The sequence below is a fragment of the Psychrobacter sp. PL15 genome (assembly GCF_035984995.1).
GTDB lineage: Bacteria > Pseudomonadota > Gammaproteobacteria > Pseudomonadales > Moraxellaceae > Psychrobacter.
The window spans coordinates 173,143-191,695 of the sequence record NZ_JAXCIB010000001.1; the positions used below are offsets into that span (position 1 = coordinate 173,143).

Genomic DNA, 18,553 nt, shown 5'->3' on the forward strand with positions numbered 1-18,553 from the left:
TAAAACAACTGCCAACCGTTACGGCGTCAGACTCGATTAATATAACTGCTTTGTTAAGCCAGCTACAGTTTTCACTCGTCTTTCTTGTACCAGTGTTATATCTGTTTTGCTATAAATGTACGAATAAAAATAGGTGTTGAAAAGGGGTGATTTTACCATAATTCCAGGGGAGATGGTTTAACACGCTGAGGTTTAAACTGTAGGCGTTTAAAGTATAGCGAGTAATTAAAAAATAATAAGATCGGTTATTGAAAAACAGTGGGGAAAGATAATAAGTATTAGCAGGGTGCCAGCCTGTTTATTAGAGACTAATCACTGATGTTATCTTAAGTTGGCTACTTAAGGTCTTTAGTCAATGATACTTTTGATGAACTGTCTTCTGATAGTAGCTGAGTGGTAGTTGCAAATGGCTTAGTAGCAATAGGATAATCAACGTCTTTCGGCATTAACAAGCGCATGTGCGGGTAGGGAGTGGATATGTTTGCGGCATCAAAAGCACGTTTTATACCTTCCTGCAAGCCTTCTTTGATTTTGGGCATGCGGGCAACAGAAGCTGGCTTGACCCAAAAGCGTACGATAAAGAAGATACCATATTCACCAACTTCAGCCACCGTCGCTGACGTTTCAGGACGATTTAATACCACTTCGCTATCGGTAAGTACCTGCAATATCACCTCGCGTGCAGTATCGATATCATCTTCAAAGGCGATACGCATGCGTATATCAAAGCGGATAAAGTTTTTGGAGGTCAGATTGGTTACCTCGGAAGAGGCGACGTTAGAGTTGGGAATAATCACTGTGATGTTATCACGGGTCAAGATATGAGTAGTACGTAGTGAGATGAGTACCACACGACCTTCATTATCGTTGATATTAATCCAATCACCAACTTGAAAAGATTGTTCGATTAAAATAGTAAGACCAGCAATAAAGTTAGCAAGTGTTGATTGCGCCGCAAAGCCGACAGCCAAGCCAACAATGCCTAGACCTGCTACCAGTGAGACAATATCAAAGCCAAATTGTGCCATGACGCTGGCAAGTCCCAGTACCAAAATAAGTACTGACAACATATTTTTTAGCAGCTGTTCAATAGAAGCATTGAGACCATAATGCTGCAGCACTCTATGAATAATTTGATCGGATGACGCCCACAATACATAGTAAATACCTGCCCAAATACTGGCTTTGGCAGTGGCTTTGACGGTGTTTGGTTCAAAATTAATCTGACTCATGATGGCAATTAAACTTGCCACAATCCACATATAACGCAGGATAGAACGTGCAATTTTGGCACGGCGATCATTCAAGCGCAGACGTGATTTATTTTTTTTAATAATATAAGTCGCTAGCCAATAAAAAAACCCTAACACCGCGAGCAGTATGAGGATTTTAATACCTGTGCTGACTAACTCTACTGCATGTGATGTCCAATCACGCGAGTCCTCTTCTAATGAGCCGCCAACTGCAAGATAAAGACTAGTATGTAAATCACGAATAATCTCTTGAAAAAAATCAGTAATACTAGCGATTGCCATTGTCTCATCCATGGGAGTTTTAGTATTTATAACGCTTTGAAAGTGTAACTGAGCGCGCGACTAAAAGCCATCTTGCTGTGTGTCATAAGATTGGTAAGGGATAGCCATTTTATCTTGCACATCGCGTAGCGCGGTACGCAGGCCTTCCAATATAGTTGGATGGTAAAATGGCGTATCGAGCAGGGCTTTAATGCACATATCATTGGTAATGGCGACTGCTAAAATATGGGTAATATATTCTGCATCAGGTCCCACCATACTAGCCCCGAGTATTTTATCGGTTTTTTTACAGCCATAGATATGTAGTAGGCCACAATTAACACCCATGACTCGGCTACGCCCTTGGTTATCGAAACTGACGTTACCAACGACATACTCTAGCCCTGACTCTTTAATTTCGGGTAGCGACATACCAACATTGGCAATCTGCGGCTCACAAAACACAATAGACAAAGGAATGGCAGGTAGACGTACATTAGCATCCGTATTGTCTTTGCAGATTGCGCTGCCGGCGCTAAAGCCTTCATCACTGGCAACGTGTAATAATGGAATATTAGCGTTGGCATCACCAATAATATAAACCTCAAGGTTGCCAATCTGACCGGTATTTTTGTCTAAGTCTTTCGGACGGTTTTTATCATCGAGCTCAACGCTCAGATTTTCAATTCCCAGTTGTTCGATATTGTTACGGCGTCCAGTAGCTACTAAGACATATTCACCTTGCCATTGTCTACTTCTGCCATCTTTATCTTTATAATTAACAAAAGCTGCTAGGTCTTGGTTTTCATCAGTTTGAGTGCCAACATTCTCGATTTCACTATTTAAGTGCATGGTCAGATCACTGCCTAAGCAGTCAATAGCCTTGTTATTGATATCTTCGTCTTGTAAGCCACCAACCCGATTGGCACGGTTAAACAAAGTCACTGCTACGCCCAAACGAGTGAATGCTTGCGCCAACTCCAAGCCCACTGAACCTGCACCAATCACTGCCATTGATACGGGTAAGTCTGGCAATTCAAAGACATTATCGGAGGTCAAAAGTGTCTTGCCCAGCTTATCTGCCCAGCCATCTGGAATAAATGGTGAGCTACCGGTGGCAACGATGATTTTATTAGCTTTAATCAGCTCGTCATTCACTTCGATCAGACCGTCTTTATTAATATGGGCGCGCCCCGATATCTTTTTATCCGCAGGCCAGCCTTCGACTTGTTCTGTGACGAAACTTGCAAAGCGGTCGCGCTCTGATTGAACGCGAGCCATGACTTGCTTACCATCTATTCTGACATCAGCATGGATACCAAACTGATCAGAGTACTTAGCGTCATGAGCACGACCAGCCGCGGCAATCAGTAATTTACTTGGCATACAGCCCACAGTGGCACAAACAGTCGTCCAAAAGCCATCGTTAATAATGACGATATTTTCGGTGGTTGTGCTGGCTTGACGAAATGCATTCTGTCCGGCTGTACCGGCACCGATGACTGCTACATCTACTTCCCGGATTACTTTACTGGAGCTACGATCAGACGATTTTTCAGATAAGTTATTCATATCATCCCTAAAGGCTTAGTGAATCGTTATGGTTATCTCTAGATTTAGTTTTTTATTATTCAACAATTGCTTGTCGTCGTAATGGACTTTGATAATAAAGCGTTGCTAAGCCTCTTGCAGCATAAAATAGGTAGTAAGATGTTGCATAAATGAAACCCAGGCATCGTTTAAAATCTATAAGTAGAGGTGTAAGCGATGCCCCAGTTCATTATGACAGGGTTGTTGTTAGTACTTATGACCTTATTACTCTGCTAGCGTTGTCAGTAAGCGATCGGTATAGCCTGCTGCTCGTAGATTACGCTGTGCATGAGTCAAGTCACCGTTTTTATCAAACACAAAAGCTGAGCGCACCAGACCTAATGTAATTTTGCCATACATGTTTTTTTCTTTAATAACCTCAAAATATTGGCATAACTTTTCATCGCCATCACTGATCAGTGGAATCTGTAGGTCGTATTTATCAATGAATTTTTCATGAGACTCAACGCTATCACGTGAGACTCCGATGATGTCATAGCCGAGATCGTCGAAAGTATTAATATTAGTGGTGAAGTCATTCGCCTGCACCGTGCAGCCTGGGGTATTGTCTTTTGGATAAAAATATAGAATAAGACCCTTGTGCGTATTGGCAATCAGCTCTTTTAGGCTGATATCATCATGAATAAAGTTGTTATCTAGTTTACGGACTATTGTGATTGGAAAATCAGGTAGAGCAATTATCTCTGTGGTCGGCTTAGCCATTGTAAATTCCTTATGGTTTTAATTTAGTTGTTATTGTTGAATACTTTATACAAGCAGTCTTACACTTTGTTGGTTTGTTGGCAACTACTGGCAACAAAAAAGACTGGCGGTAGCCAGTCTTTTTTATCGTTTTTATTGCCTTTGCAATCAAGCTGGCTTTTGTGGTTGTTTTAGATCCAATCCTGATGTGCATTTTTGTAAATCTTGCTGCATTTTTTTCACGTAGGGTAGCGCTGAAGGGTCTTTTTTATCTTGAGCATAGCTTTCGATTTGCCACATCTGACCGATGGTCATTTCGCTACGGACACCAATGGTGCAATTACACAGCTTAGTGGCGGTACCTTGGTCAGCAACTTTATATTTGACTGCACCACTAATACACTGGTCGATATTATTTTGCTTAATATCTATAGCATTTGCTTGCGGCATGGCGATCAGACCAATCAGTGCCAAGGGTAGTATTTTCAATAAATTCATAAATATCCTCTTAGGAGCGGCGTCAATAAAATAAAGAATTGAATAGAGGTTAAATAAATAACATCAGTATTCACCAATAGTTGACTTAAAGGTTGCTCTCCTATCAATACGCGTTGTTACCAGTATTATTATTAGGTATGAGACTTTTGTCTGCCAGTACTATATCTGTTTAATATAAATATAGTGGCCTATACCATAACAATTATTGTTAGCAAAAAAAACCACGCGCGTGCTGTGTTGATGCAAGTAAATGTTACGCTTGTGTTTAATTATTCTACGGTAATGAAGTATTGCTAGTGAAATATTATTAATGGAACATAGTTATAGAGAGCTTGGATGGTAAAAGGCTAATACTGAGGTTGATAATGAGTGGGATCAGCGATACCCACCTGTGTAAACCCTTGGCGACGTAGCGTACAACTGTCGCATACACCACAGGCTCGTCCTTGGCTATCCGCTTGATAACAAGAAATGGTTTGCCCATAATCCACCCCAAGCGTCAAACCAAGCTCAATGGTCTGGGCCTTTGATAACTGCTGTAGTGGGGTCTGAATCGTTAAATGGTGGCCGGTCACGCCAGCTTTGGTCGCTAGGTTGGCCATATGTTCAAAGGCGGCGATATATTCAGGGCGGCAATCAGGGTAGCCAGAATAATCGACTGAACTGACCCCAATAACAATATGGTTGGAGTCGGTCACTTCAGCAACCGCAAGCGCATAAGATAGAAATATGGTATTGCGCGCTGGTACATAAGTATTCGGAATAGCCTCGTTATCTATTTCATCGCGCTTTTTGCTAGGGAACTTGTCTGCATCGCCGTCAGGTACGATCATGCTATGGTCAGTCAATGAGGAACCACCGAGTTGGGCAATATCAATATCAATAATACGGTGTGTAACCTCTGCAGTCTCGGCGATAGTTTTTGCCGCCACTAACTCACTGTTATGACGCTGGCCATAGTTGAAGCTAACGGCAGTGACTGACGCATAACGCGCCTTTGCCCAATAAAGGCAAGTGACCGAATCTAAACCACCTGACAGCAAGACAATAGCGTTTTGGGTGCTCTCAACAGGGTTGTCTATAGAACTGCCAGTAGAATTTTTAGTAATGGGAAGCATAGCGTTGGTCATAGTAGCGTGTGTCATCAATGGCTGAAAAACCGCTATTTTAACAAAATTCCTGTCATTACAAAACCATCAAAACAATACGACACAAACTAGGTCGTCGAAATTTTTGCCATACCCTAACTTTTAGCAAAGACCGGTAGAGGATCAAAGCTCACTTCTGGACGTGGTAACTTTGCCACATCCTGCATGCGCCAGTCATCTTTACCATTATGGCTGACTTGTAGATAATACTTGGCTTTTACACCATCTAGGTCTACTTTCGCACTATATTTATTACCACTTTGGTGTTGTAGTACGGTATCACGATCTTTTTTAATATCGGTTGCGTGCGAAATAGAAAGGTCTAGCGTATCGGGATAGGTCAATGGTGTGCCATTAAGCAGCTTACCGGTTTGCAGGCTTTGCTCAGGATAATTCAGATAAAAAGTAATATCGCCATTATCTGCAAACTGCATTTCGCCATGTAAGTCTAAATCATAGGTCAGCTTATCGCGTCCAACATCGTGATATAGCGTTTTACCATCCATATACCAATCATCACGTACCACGCTATCGCGAATTTGGTAGGAGTAATACACAAACCAGATGCAGGCAATAACCACGAAAGCTGGCATGCCAATAACAAAGATAATCACCATGTAGTTTTTGTACCACGGCTGGCTATCTTGATGTTTAAAGTTTGGTGATGGAATCTGAGAAGACATAAAACACCTATTAGATGTATCAATTGATAAATCTGACCGTTAATTACGGCCAGTTCGATAATAATCGATAATTATAGCCAGTATAGCTTGATTTATCAGATACTTGCTAAGTGTCTGATAAAAAAAGTCCGTCAGTAGAGCGAGCTAAAGAGCGTAGCATTAGCCTACTGACCTTGAGTGGTAAAGACGTTTTCCTTACTGGCTTTATATTCGCCACCTTCACTGACTACATTTAGGGTAACGAGGGTTTGACCCTCATTGATAATAGCAGGGTCACCATAAATACTGACTGGCATATCGTAACTTTCACCTGGATCTAACGGCACGTCATTAAAACGCAGGTGTAGACTCAGACCATCTTGCGGCACTAAGGTAATGACGTAGGTGTGTTCATCTTGAGTTTTATTCGTTAATTTGACGATATAACTGTTTTCAACCATCCCTTGAGCATTGATTGAGGACAGCTGATTACGATCACGACGAATATCAATTTCTAAGGGTACGCGCGAGGTCAAGGCGTATACGACCCCAGTACATAACACTGCAAGCAATACCAAGTAGGCAAATAAACGTGGACTAAATACTCGGCTTTGCTCTTTTTCAGCTAATTGACGTTCTGTCGTATAACGAATCAGCCCGCGCGGATAGCCGACTTTATCCATAACTTCATTACACGCATCGACACAGGCGGCGCATTGGATACAGGCTACTTGCAGGCCATCACGAATATCAATACCAGTGGGGCAGACCTGTACACACATCTGACATTCTATACAGTCCCCTAAATCTTCAGGATTGGTTCCCTTTTTACGTGCACCGCGAGGTTCACCACGCTCATAATCGTAAGAGACAATTAGGGTATCTTTATCAAACATCACACTTTGAAAGCGGCCATAAGGACATATTTGAACACACATCTGCTCGCGCATATAGCCAGCATTGGCATAAGTAGCAAAAGCAAAAATAGATACTGACACCCATATCCACGTTGCCCAATCAGGAAAGGGTATAAATCCTATCATCTGCCAACTTTGATATAGGGCGTCTGTCCCTGACACATAACTGACAAAGGTAGTGGCTGTAATCATGGACAATACAAACCAAATAAAGTAAACCAAGAAGCGCTTAAAAGCTTTACTGGCACTCATCGGCTGTTTATCAAACTTAATACGTTTGTTACGGTCGCCAATCACCCACTTTTCAACATATTGATACAGATGTGTCCAAATCGTCTGTGGACAAGCATAGCCACACCATACGCGCCCAGCATAAACGGTCACCATAAACAAGGTGAAGGCGGCGATAAGCGCAAACGCGGCAATAAAGTAAAAATCTTGAGTCAAAAAGGTGGTACCAAAAATATAATAGTGCTGAGATGGCACATCAAACCATATAGCCTGCCTACCGTTATAGCGTAGCCATGGCAAAATTAAAAATAATGCCAAAAATGAATACATGGTGATAACACGTATATTTTGATAAAAACCTGTAATAAATCTGGGATGAATACGATGTTTGGTAGCATCAAGATCAATCTGTTGTACAGGAATTTTATTGGATGATTGTGCTGACATAAACTTGCCTCTTTAAAAAAAGAATCAGTCTGCTGGCATGAGTAACAAACACCTATTTTTAAAATAAGGTGTGTGAGCTTGCGCTGTTATCAATGTCAGTAAGTAATGAAAGTCTGCTGCATAACCAATGCAAAGCTGCTTCCAACTACTGAATGAGCGATTATAAATAACGGGTATTAGTACTGATATTAGTAATGACTATTTTAACATTCCCCTTGTTATAAATGGGGTTGTAATCCGAAAAAATAATTATTATACAACCATAATTAATGACATGCAGACTATATTGCGTGTAGTTTTCAGCCATGGCTAGTGACAAAAGTTAAATACTAAAAATATGTTTATTAACCACTGACAAGCGTTGATTGATTAAAACCTCTAACTTAATAAGTACTATAAAATTGTCTACATAAAAAAGGAGAACTGCAATGACAGTTCTCCTTTTCTTAAATCTTATCATCCTATGATAGAGCAATGTACCCAAGCACTATTAATTAATAGTAGCCGCTGCAGGCACTGCCGCTTTAGGAGCAACAGTATTAACAGGGATTGAGGTATTGTCAGTTTGGACACCTCGATCCGATAGCGAATACACATAAGCGGCAAGTAGCATAATACGCTCATTACCTAGCTTAGTTTCCCACTTCGGCATAACGCCTGCACGACCATAACGTAAAGTATTGCGTACTGTTTCGCGCTCACCACCATATAACCAAGTAGTATCAGTTAAGTTTGGCGCGCCCGCTGAAATCATACCTTTACCTTCTTTACCATGGCATAGCGCACAATTCTGCTGAAAGATAGCTGAGCCTTGGGCTACTAGCATTTTATCAAGCTCGCCGTTACCCTTGTCGCCGTCATTAGACGATAGTGATAAGACGTATTCTGATGCTGCTCGTACGCCTTCTTCACCAATTTGATCACGCCAAGCTGGCATACCGCCAACTCGACCATTGTGTAACGTGGTCAAAATATTGGTAGCTTCACCGCCATATAACCAATCATTATCGGTTAAGTTAGGGTAGCCTGTGGCACCTTTGGCGTTAGAGCCGTGACAAACCGAGCAGTTCTGTAAGTATAGGCGACTACCAACTTTTAGTGCATTTGGGTTTTCGGCAAGCTTCTCAACTGCCGGCGCAAGTGCTGCAATTTTTTCATCGATCTGAGTTTGCAGGTCGGCAGGTGGCGTCTCACTACGACGCATAGTGGCTTGCATATCATTTAGCGTACCCAAGGTCTGGGCCGCACCAGTGGCATTCGCTTTCACCAAAATACTTTTTTCAAAGTTATCAGTGAAGACTTTGTTGTTTTTCTCAAGCTCACTGAACAATTCGTTGCGAGAGGTCCAAGGCACGGTTTCGCCATCGACTTCTACGGTGGCGATACCCTCCCAGTGTTTTGGAAACATACCAGGGAAAAATACCCAGTAGGCGACACCCCAAGCGATAGAACCGAAAAATATCACTAACCACCATTTAGGTAGCGCCTTGTCATATTCTCGGATACCATCATATTCATGGCCTGTCGTACCATCTTCTTCCACTTCTGGCTTATACTTCAGTACCATCAATAAGACGCCGAGAATACCCGCCCAACACATAATACTGAGTATGGTGATCCAAGAACTCCAAAAAAATGTCATGGTTTATCCTTATCACGCTGCTCTTTAGACCAGGCTTCTATATCCTCATCATCAAGCGCAAGTTGTGCATCTTCTTCGAAACGTTTTACATTTTTTGGCGAATACGCCCACCATGCAATGCCTACAAAGGCAACAAAGGCGGACACAGTCGCAATAATTTGTAATTCAATAACATTATCCATTAGCGCTGTCCTTCCATCGCAGTACCCAGTTGCTGAAGATAGGCAACTAAGGCATCTAGCTCAGTGGCGCCAAGCACAGCATCAGGTGCTCCTGCAATATCTTCTTCAGTGTAAGGTACACCGAAGCGATCACGGAATAGGCGCATTTTGGATTGAATCTTCGCTCCGCTGACTTCGTTGGTAGCAAGCCAAGGGAAACCGGGCATAATTGATTCAGGGACCAGTGAGCGTGGGTTAATTAAATGTTGCTTTTGCCAATCCTCAGAGTAACGTCCACCAACTCGTGCTAAATCTGGTCCTGTACGTTTTGATCCCCATAAGAATGGGTGATCCCACGTCGACTCAGCAGCACGCGAGTAAGGCCCGTAACGCTCAACTTCTGCACGTAATGGACGAACCATTTGGGTATGACAAACATGGCAACCTTCACGAATGTAGATGTCACGACCTTCAAACTCAAGCGCAGTCCAAGGTTCCATAGACGGTAGAGGCGCATTCACCCCACCATCTTCAGGGCCCTTGTTATCATATATCAGCGGTACAATTTCAACTAGCGTTGCAAAGCTAATAGCAATAACGATAAAGATGACCAACAAGCCTGTATTTTTTTCAATAATTTCATGCGGTGTACCAGCCATGATCGCTCCTTATACGTTAGCAGTCGAGGTTTCATCTACACTAGATTTGTGATCGGTTGGATCCGCAACATCTACAGGTTTACCCTCTGGCATTTTCAGCGTCCGATAGACGTTATAGGCCATAACAAACATACCTGAGACATAAAGCAAACCACCAAAAGCACGACCAATATATGGGAAATGCGAGAACTCAACGGTATCAATGAAGCTATATACTAAAGTACCATCGGGGTTCGTCGCTAACCACATCATGCCCTGACCAATACCTGAGATCCACATTGAGACAATATAGAAGATAGTCCCTGCCGTTGCTAGCCAAAAATGCGTCGTGATTAAGCTGATAGAATACATTTTCGGTTTGTTATAAATACGCGGTATTAGTACGTACAACGAACCAATGGTAATCATACCAACCCAGCCAAGTGCACCTGAGTGTACATGTCCGATAGTCCAATCCGTATTGTGCGACAGCGCGTTGACCGTCTTGATAGACATCATCGGGCCTTCGAATGTTGACATCGCGTAGAACGACAATGCCACAATCATAAAGCGAATAATCGGATCGGTACGTAATTTATCCCAGCTGCCTGATAGGGTGAGTACACCATTAATCATACCGCCCCAAGAAGGTGCGAATAGAATAATAGAGAATACCATTGCTAGTGACTGTGTCCAATCTGGAAGCGCTGAATAATGTAAATGGTGACCACCCGCCCACATATAAGAAGCAATTAATGCCCAAAAGTGAACGATTGATAGACGATAAGAATAAATCGGACGACCGATCTGTACTGGAACAAAGTAATACATCATTCCAAGGAAAGCTGCCGTCAGGTAAAACCCTACCGCATTATGACCATACCACCACTGCACCATCGCATCGGTTGCACCACCAAATAATGAGTAAGATTTAAACGCGCTGATAGGAATCGCCATACTATTAACAATGTGCAGTAACGCAATTGTAATAATAAAAGCCGCAAAGAACCAGTTAGCCACATAGATATGAGAGGTTTTACGCTTTATGAGGGTACCAAAGAAAACAATAGCGTAAGAGATCCACACTAAGGCAATCAGGATATCGATTGGCCACTCAAGCTCAGCGTATTCTTTGGTCGAAGTCAAACCTAGAGGCAAGGTAATGACGGCCGCTACGATAACCGACTGCCAACCCCAAAAGGTAAACCAGGCCAAATAAGGGGCGAATAACCGTGTCTTACACGTACGCTGAACGATATAATAAGACGTTGCGAAAAGAGCAGAACCCCCGAACGCAAAAATAACGGAGTTAGTATGCAGTGGTCTCAGACGACTAAACGTTAGCCATGGGATGTCAAAGTTAAGTGCTGGCCATGCTAACTGTGAAGCAAGGAACACGCCAAGACTCATGCCGACGATGCCCCATACTACGGTCATAATCGTAAAAAATCGTATGATAGTGATTTCATACTCACGGTCAACTGGGGCGACTGCTGTGTTTTGTAAACTCATTGGATGATTCCTTTACAGCCCGAATTATCAACAGGATTAACTAACTCACCGCAGAGTCTGTGCTATAACAATAAAGTACTGTAAGCAGATAAGAATTGCGGTACACGCTATTGTCTAACTCTCGTATCACCATGACGGTCTATTAACTATAAAGCTAAGCCTTCATTAGATAGCAGCGGGTAATAATCAGCTGGTACTAATGATTAGAGAACGGTGCTAAAAATGCACAGGGTTCACAGCTAGTCGATAGTAGGATTGTTAATATGTGGTCAAAGTTAATAAGAAAGTGCGCCATCTTTGAGCATCAAACATTTATTAATGCTGAGTACTTACCTTGGTCGCTACTAATGAAAATAGGGCTAACGAAGATCGGTACTGACATCCATTTGGTAACAGAAGAAATCACTGACTATGGATGTATGCTGATGGCAGCTGACAAAAAACATGTTTAAGTAAGGTTTAGTTAAAACTCCCGACTCTGTTTAAGGGTATTGTAACGCAATCTTAAGCAAATATCATCAGAACTATGTGCCAAAATACAAACTCTTTGGTAATTAATTTAGCAGACAACTTATTTTAACAATGCCATCAATACCTCTCAAACGTGCATTGGCTGCCCATCGTTCACACAAGCGATCATAAATAATAATTTAAAAGTTTGCAGAATATTATTCATTAGCAAGATATGCGTTACGGATTAAGATAAATAACCATTTGTAGCCATCAGCGACACAGTTTGGAAGAACAGTGCGTCGCGAAAAATAGTACGTTACACTGACTACTGACTACTGACTACTGACTGCTGACTGCTGATAGGTGATTAGGCTTCGAATTTTGTCAGTAGTCGCCTGTCTGTGAGGCAATAAGCTATGAAATAATAGTTATGTTATGAAGTAACAGTTACATTATGTGTAATACTATTACTTTTGCAAGTAATAGCTTCTAGGCTGATAATTCTGGACAGCATAAACGTTACAGTTTAGATGCAACCAGCTCATTTATCATAACAAAAATAACCAATATATCAACCAGATATTATAGAAATTGATAGTATTATTAAATTCGGTTTAAATTAACAAACATAATTGAATTGTCGCAGAGCGGTTAGCGCGCTAGCAATCTGATAAGGGTCTATTAATACGCAGATAAATAAATTTTTAATAGACTTTTGTTACCATTTGGCAAGCAGTCACGTAAAAGGGTTTTACTTATCATGAAGTCGCCCCTTATAATGAGGTTTAGCATTACCGCTAATAGCAATGACGTTATTAGCAATAATTTAACACTCTTACACTCTTAAGTGTCAGTTGGGTCACTGTAATAAATCTAATTGGCCCAGTATGACAGTCATCAAGGATAATAATATGGCAGTTCTTTTAACAGACGCATGGTTTGAGCAAGTTGAAAAGTTAGGTACTGAAGCCGGTGAGCTAAACCTGCCACCGACTCTAGCCAATATGGTCATTAATCTAAAAGTTTCTGATGCTGGAAAAGATATTGAGGCCAACTTTACTGATGGTCTACTACATCGTGGTTTAAATGCTGCTGGGAGTACTACCTTGCTACTTGACCATGAAACGTTGCAATCTATGGTTACTGATTTTGATATGAATCAAATCATGGGCGCATTCATGAGTGGTAAAATTCGTGTTGACGGTGATATGTCACAACTCATGGCACTACAAACTGCACGCCCGAGTTCAGAACAAAAAGAATTATTCAACCAAATTAAGTCGATGACGACGACTGCCTAATAACTCGTTGTTAAAAAACACTCAGTCATAGTGTTGGTTGTACATCTGGATCTATGTATTCTATGTGTTCTGAGTTTTTTTAGTATTAAGTCAGCATGAAGTTAGCATAAAAAAGCCCCTAACGAGTGTTAGGGGCTTTTTTCAGATTAAAGGTTGACGACCAGGATAGTATCTATCCTGCTGTGCTCTGATTGTCTTTATAGATAGCAGCTTGTAGCCAAATATTGGCCTGTACGTAGTCATGGACTTGGATGGCTTGAGTACCCGCAGTACTCACCGCGCCCATGCGTACCACGAACGGATCAGCATCTTGTTCACGCAATATCACCACATCAAATAAAATAATAGGTTTGCCATTAAACAAGGTTTCTTGTTTGCCAAGCACCTGTCCTTGACACCAGGCTTCATCTTCTTGCCCTAAGGTGTCACCAAACAGATACGCGCACATATGGCCCAAGTTAATCTCTACCGGTGCCATTTGTTCTTGAGTTTCTGGCTGCCAGCCTTTGATTTGCTCTTGGATATCACTTGGAACTTGACCATCATTAGCCGCGACAATATCGTTAAAAGCACGGTGGTAGCGAATAGCTTCTTGATCCTCAACCATAATAACTTCATTTTGCTCGCTGAGCGTAATCTCATGCGCCCAGGCACTGAAGTTTACAAAATATGAGGTGCTTTGTTGATATAGGTGACGATTAGCGGTGTAAAGCTGATCAAAGGCATAAATAATACTGCCATCAGCACTGCGAAGGCGCAGTACGGTATCGTGCGAACTATCATTGACGATCATGCGCTCTATAGTACAGGTGAGACCATACGGGCCATCAACACAAGGGTAGGCGTTGATAAAACGTTCAGGCTTACCGTCTTTCATCGCTAGCACTTGATTGATATGGCAAGGTTGGTCTTCTGAGAGCAGCAGTCGATTGTCTTTGGAGCTGACATTACCATTGAGGCCTTTGGGCATTGCTGCCTGCTCAATCATTTGTTGTAACCATTGCGGTACATCATGACCCATATCATCGGTTAAAATACGCCAATGATCCGCATGACCGGCAGCTTGTTCGTCGGTTAAAGTAATTTTAGTAGGAGATTGTATGTTTTTATATTGATAATTGATGGTCATGAAGATACTCAAAATTAAGTCAGCCATGAAGTTTGGACGCCAAACTGTGGTCGCTCATGGTTTAACCAATCACCAATCACTGTATCATTTATTTTTGGATAAATAGCTACGGATGGATAAGTAATATTGGGTTATGACATGTCGCAACGTCACTAGTAAAGGGTCTGCAAACAACAATGATGGGTTAATGACAATTGTCCCTAGCATACAATATATAGGTATAGACGCAACTAATAGCAAGCCCCTCGCGAAAAATAAAAATAGAGCACGATATTTTAATAAAAAATCCGGTCAGTTTTTGCTAATGACTGGCACATGTCAGCCAAATTGTGTCAAACTATCCCCCTTTTGACAGTCCCAGCTAGGTAAATAGTTAGATGAATAGCTGGCCTATCTAAAACCATATTTGTGTGTTCAGTTTATGTATTGATATGACGGATATAATGCATGACGCATTTAATACCATTAGTGTTATAGCATATTTAGAGTCACACGTAGATTAGATAAAGAGTTTGAATATGTTTCGTCCTTTAGCGTTATTTATCGGCTTACGGTACACTCGAGCAGAGCGCAGTAACCGCTTTATCTCTTTTATATCTCTCGTTTCAATGATGGGTCTGACGCTTGGGGTCGCGGTACTGATCACAGTGTTATCGGTCATGAACGGCTTCGATCGCGAGCTAAAAACCCGAATTTTGGGTATGGTGCCGCAAGCGACCGTCATCTCAACTGAGGTCATTGGCGACTGGAAGCAGTTGGCAGATCGTATCAAAGAAGATCCAGAAGTGACGGCTGTTGCCCCTTTTATTCAGTTGCAAGGAATGCTGACTTCAAATGGCCAAGTGGCAGGAATTATGGTCACTGGCGTTGATCCTGAGTACGAAAAAAACGTCTCAATTATCAACGACCATATGACCGAAGGCAGTATTGACACTCTACAAAGCGGCGACTTTAGCATTGTGCTAGGTGAAGAAATGGTGCAGTCTTTGGGTTTGCGCATAGGCGATAAAGTCACCTTAGTGCTGCCAGAAGCGTCACCATCACCTGCTGGGGTGATACCGCGCTTTAAGCGTTTTACTTTAACTGGGATATTTAGTATCAGCCCAGAAGTAGACAGCCTGATGGCATTTATTCCGATGAATGACGCGGCTAAGTTGCTGCGTTTACCGGATGGCGCACAGGGTATTCGTATGAAGCTTACTGATCTGTTTAACGCACCGATTGCTGCTCAAAAAGCCGCTGCTATCGCCCCTGAGCAGCTTTATCCTAATGATTGGACGCAAACCCACGGCAACTTATTTGGCGCGATTCAAATGGAAAAAGCCATGGTTGGCTTGCTGCTATTTTTAATTATTTTAGTAGCGGCGTTCAATATTGTCTCAAGCTTAGTCATGCTGGTCACGGATAAAAAAGCGGATATTGCTATTTTAAAAACTTTTGGTGCTTCTCCACGACTGATTACCCAGATTTTTATGGTGCAGGGTGTGGTCATCGGCTTTATTGGCACTATCGCTGGTACGATATTGGGTATCATATTTGCGCTAAGTGTTAGTGATATTTTGGGCTTTATCAATCAAAGCTTTGGTTTGAACTTATTCGATGCTTATTTTATCAATTATCTACCTTCAGAGTTGCGTTTGCTCGATGTCGTATTGATTACGGGTGCTTCATTTATTCTTAGCTTTTTGGCGACTATCTATCCAGCACGCCGAGCTGCCAGAATTCAACCAGCGCAAACGTTACGTTATGAGTAGCATATAACACAACTAATATCGCGACTAACTAATAGCGCGACTATAAGACAACATGGTTATAAATTTCACATATCAATGTTGATTGGATTTGACGGTAAGTAACAGCATAATTAATAATAAAGGAAACCGTATGTCTGTCATTTTAGAAGCAAGCAATATCAGTAAGATATATGATGAAGGGGCCGTACGTACGCAAGTGCTGACTGGTTTGGACCTTACCGTTACTCCTGGCGAGCGTATCGCTATCGTCGGTACCAGCGGCTCGGGTAAAAGTACCTTATTGCACTTATTAGGAGGGCTTGACACGCCAACCAGTGGTGAAGTGTGGCTACATGGTAAGTGCCTCAATCATATGAATGAAACCGAGCGTGGCGCAATGCGTAATCAATACTTGGGTTTTATTTATCAGTTCCATCATCTGTTGGCAGAGTTTACAGCGGTAGAAAACGTCGCTATGCCGCTACTGATGCGTCCACAAGTGTCAACCACTGATGCACGCAAGCAAGCGACTGAATTATTAGAAAATGTAGGCCTAGGGCACCGTTTAGACCACAGACCAGGCGAGCTATCCGGGGGCGAGCGTCAGCGTGTGGCTATTGCACGCGCTCTAGTGACCAAGCCGTCAGTAATTTTGGCAGATGAGCCAACTGGTAATTTAGATTATGATAACGCGCAAAGCGTCTTTGGCTTACTCACCGAACTACAAACCACCATGAAAACCGCATTACTGATGGTGACGCATGATCGTAATTTGGCTGCGCTTGCTGATCGTCAATTGTTGTTACGTAATGGACACTGGGAAAACTACTAAAACAAGCTTATTGAACTATTGGATAATGAAAGGATAATGAGGAATTAGATAGTGAAAAAGCGCTTGTATGACTGAAAATCATAACTTGATTGCTACTTTTGGCCGTACAGAAGTAGGTAGTCATCCATTACAAGCCTATATTGATCCAACCTTATTTGATACTATTGACAGACAGTCTCAAATAGAACGGCTAACATCAGTTTTCTATACTATTTTGACATTATTGCGATACTATAACGTCAGCTGGTGTTGATTTCGATTTAACGGTTCAAGATAGCGCCACTAGTAAGCGTTATATTTTACTTAGAGATCACGAGGTGATTGATATTTTAACTATGGATAGCAGCTTTACAGACCATGTCGTTGACTTTATCAATAAAAATAAAAAAGACAACTGATACGTTGCTATAAAAAAACCGCTGCTTATAGCTGTCGTCTATTCTGATTTAGGCGGTTTAACCCGCGAATTACTTTGACGCTTTTGCCAACCGACAATGGTCTTATAGCGCCAAATAGCCTTAAAGGCTAAACCGCAAACAATGCTAGTAAAAATGGCCAATATAGTAAGTCCCACACAAAATGCGGCTATTGATACTGTACCTCGATAAGTAATAAATGGATTGGCACCATCGGACAATACCCATAAGCTAAAATCAGAAATCATTCTGCCTATGACTCGTAACCTAATCATCGGTACATCAAGAATCTTGGCACCAACATAATAGCCTGCATAAAAAATAGGCAGAGACGTGAGTGGATTAGTAATCCAAGTCAAACCAAGCGCCATCGGAACATTGGCGCGAAAAATAAGAGCGCCAATTAAAGCCAGAAGCATCTGTCCTGGTAGTGGGAAAAATGCACTAAGCACTCCGATATAGACCGCTTTATTTAAGCTATGACGATTGAAATGCCAAAAACGTGGGTCAGCCAAATACGGCGCAAATAGCCTTAAGGTGCGGCTTTCTAGGATTTTTTCGGGTGTGGGCAGCAGGTTTTTAAGATGTTTTTTTGGCACAGGCTTGCCTTCAATCATTATCTACAGCTTACTCAAACTATAATGAGAAGCTGGTATGCAACAATATTATTAACAGAAGAATTTTGTAAGATATCACAAAAATAAAATACTATAAAAAATAGAACGGTAACAGCAGATAATAACAACCGTAGCCCACCCAATTGAGTATAAGGTAATATAAATAGAAATGCTATCGTCAGCGTTTAGCAAACACTTCCAGTCTATTATGTCATAATATTTGCTAGTGGGGCGTCTACTAACTGTTTTTCTGGTATGACTGCTCAGATAATCATCGCGCATTATTCGAAATGTTTGATGATGTCATTGGCTATTTTAACGTACTGCAATCGTAACGGGTACTCTGATCGCAATGTATAGCCGTTGACGAAGGCCTCTAAAAAATATTAAAGCCATCAAGTAGGGAGTGC

17 protein-coding genes are annotated in these 18,553 nt (G+C 41.8%); 4 read left to right on the forward strand and 13 right to left on the reverse strand.

The window, feature by feature from the left end:
- Positions 1-335: 335 nt before the first annotated feature.
- The 11 genes from RCH20_RS00675 to ccoN form a co-directional block, all read right to left on the reverse strand.
- Positions 336-1,535: a mechanosensitive ion channel family protein gene (locus RCH20_RS00675; protein ID WP_327192234.1), complete on the reverse strand. Its 1,200-nt coding sequence runs from the start codon at positions 1,533-1,535 to the stop codon at positions 336-338.
- A 60-nt stretch (positions 1,536-1,595) separates the two neighbouring features.
- The gene (locus RCH20_RS00680; protein ID WP_327192235.1) at positions 1,596-3,086 is read right to left on the reverse strand and encodes a dihydrolipoyl dehydrogenase; all 1,491 of its coding nucleotides are present in this window, start codon (positions 3,084-3,086) and stop codon (positions 1,596-1,598) included.
- A gap of 243 nt (positions 3,087-3,329) precedes the next feature.
- Complete coding sequence (locus RCH20_RS00685; protein WP_209956744.1) at positions 3,330-3,827, reverse strand: peroxiredoxin; 498 nt, start codon at positions 3,825-3,827, stop codon at positions 3,330-3,332.
- Positions 3,828-3,974: 147 nt separating this feature from the next.
- Positions 3,975-4,304 (reverse strand): hypothetical protein, encoded by a 330-nt coding sequence (locus tag RCH20_RS00690; RefSeq protein ID WP_209956745.1) that lies wholly within the window; start codon positions 4,302-4,304, stop codon positions 3,975-3,977.
- A 347-nt stretch (positions 4,305-4,651) separates the two neighbouring features.
- Entirely contained in the window at positions 4,652-5,422 is a 771-nt protein-coding gene (gene queC, locus RCH20_RS00695) for a 7-cyano-7-deazaguanine synthase QueC (RefSeq protein WP_209959003.1), read from the reverse strand.
- A gap of 125 nt (positions 5,423-5,547) precedes the next feature.
- Positions 5,548-6,135, reverse strand: coding sequence for a FixH family protein (locus RCH20_RS00700; protein ID WP_209956746.1), 588 nt, complete (start codon positions 6,133-6,135; stop codon positions 5,548-5,550).
- Positions 6,136-6,299: 164 nt separating this feature from the next.
- Positions 6,300-7,709: a cytochrome c oxidase accessory protein CcoG gene (gene ccoG, locus RCH20_RS00705; protein WP_209956747.1), complete on the reverse strand. Its 1,410-nt coding sequence runs from the start codon at positions 7,707-7,709 to the stop codon at positions 6,300-6,302.
- Positions 7,710-8,199: 490 nt separating this feature from the next.
- The gene (gene ccoP / locus RCH20_RS00710) at positions 8,200-9,351 is read right to left on the reverse strand and encodes a cytochrome-c oxidase, cbb3-type subunit III (protein WP_209956748.1); all 1,152 of its coding nucleotides are present in this window, start codon (positions 9,349-9,351) and stop codon (positions 8,200-8,202) included.
- Positions 9,348-9,533: a cbb3-type cytochrome oxidase subunit 3 gene (locus RCH20_RS00715; RefSeq protein ID WP_209956749.1), complete on the reverse strand. Its 186-nt coding sequence runs from the start codon at positions 9,531-9,533 to the stop codon at positions 9,348-9,350. The genes ccoP and RCH20_RS00715 overlap by 4 nt, the downstream gene beginning before the upstream one ends.
- Positions 9,533-10,171 carry a cytochrome-c oxidase, cbb3-type subunit II gene (gene ccoO, locus RCH20_RS00720; protein ID WP_209956750.1) on the reverse strand — a complete coding sequence of 213 codons (639 nt, stop codon included), beginning with the start codon at positions 10,169-10,171 and terminating at the stop codon, positions 9,533-9,535. Before ccoO ends, RCH20_RS00715 begins: the two co-directional genes overlap by 1 nt.
- A gap of 9 nt (positions 10,172-10,180) precedes the next feature.
- Positions 10,181-11,662 carry a cytochrome-c oxidase, cbb3-type subunit I gene (gene ccoN / locus RCH20_RS00725; RefSeq protein ID WP_209956751.1) on the reverse strand — a complete coding sequence of 494 codons (1,482 nt, stop codon included), beginning with the start codon at positions 11,660-11,662 and terminating at the stop codon, positions 10,181-10,183.
- Positions 11,663-11,925: 263 nt separating this feature from the next.
- Between ccoN and RCH20_RS00730 the strand changes: the two genes are divergently transcribed.
- Positions 11,926-12,114: a hypothetical protein gene (locus RCH20_RS00730; RefSeq protein ID WP_327192236.1), complete on the forward strand. Its 189-nt coding sequence runs from the start codon at positions 11,926-11,928 to the stop codon at positions 12,112-12,114.
- A 912-nt stretch (positions 12,115-13,026) separates the two neighbouring features.
- Entirely contained in the window at positions 13,027-13,416 is a 390-nt protein-coding gene (locus RCH20_RS00735) for an SCP2 sterol-binding domain-containing protein (RefSeq protein ID WP_209956753.1), read from the forward strand.
- 172 nt (positions 13,417-13,588) lie between these two features.
- Here the strand turns inward: RCH20_RS00735 and RCH20_RS00740 are convergent, their stop codons facing one another.
- On the reverse strand, positions 13,589-14,545 hold the full coding sequence (locus tag RCH20_RS00740; protein ID WP_209959006.1) for a hypothetical protein: 957 nt from the start codon (positions 14,543-14,545) through the stop codon (positions 13,589-13,591).
- 518 nt (positions 14,546-15,063) lie between these two features.
- Here RCH20_RS00740 and RCH20_RS00745 point away from each other — a divergent pair.
- Together RCH20_RS00745 and lolD are read left to right on the forward strand one after the other, a co-directional pair.
- Positions 15,064-16,299, forward strand: coding sequence for a lipoprotein-releasing ABC transporter permease subunit (locus tag RCH20_RS00745; protein ID WP_209956754.1), 1,236 nt, complete (start codon positions 15,064-15,066; stop codon positions 16,297-16,299).
- A gap of 130 nt (positions 16,300-16,429) precedes the next feature.
- Positions 16,430-17,110 (forward strand): lipoprotein-releasing ABC transporter ATP-binding protein LolD, encoded by a 681-nt coding sequence (gene lolD / locus RCH20_RS00750; protein ID WP_209956755.1) that lies wholly within the window; start codon positions 16,430-16,432, stop codon positions 17,108-17,110.
- Positions 17,111-17,546: 436 nt separating this feature from the next.
- Here the strand turns inward: lolD and RCH20_RS00755 are convergent, their stop codons facing one another.
- Positions 17,547-18,125 (reverse strand): DUF2062 domain-containing protein, encoded by a 579-nt coding sequence (locus RCH20_RS00755; protein WP_327192237.1) that lies wholly within the window; start codon positions 18,123-18,125, stop codon positions 17,547-17,549.
- Positions 18,126-18,553 lie beyond the last annotated feature (428 nt).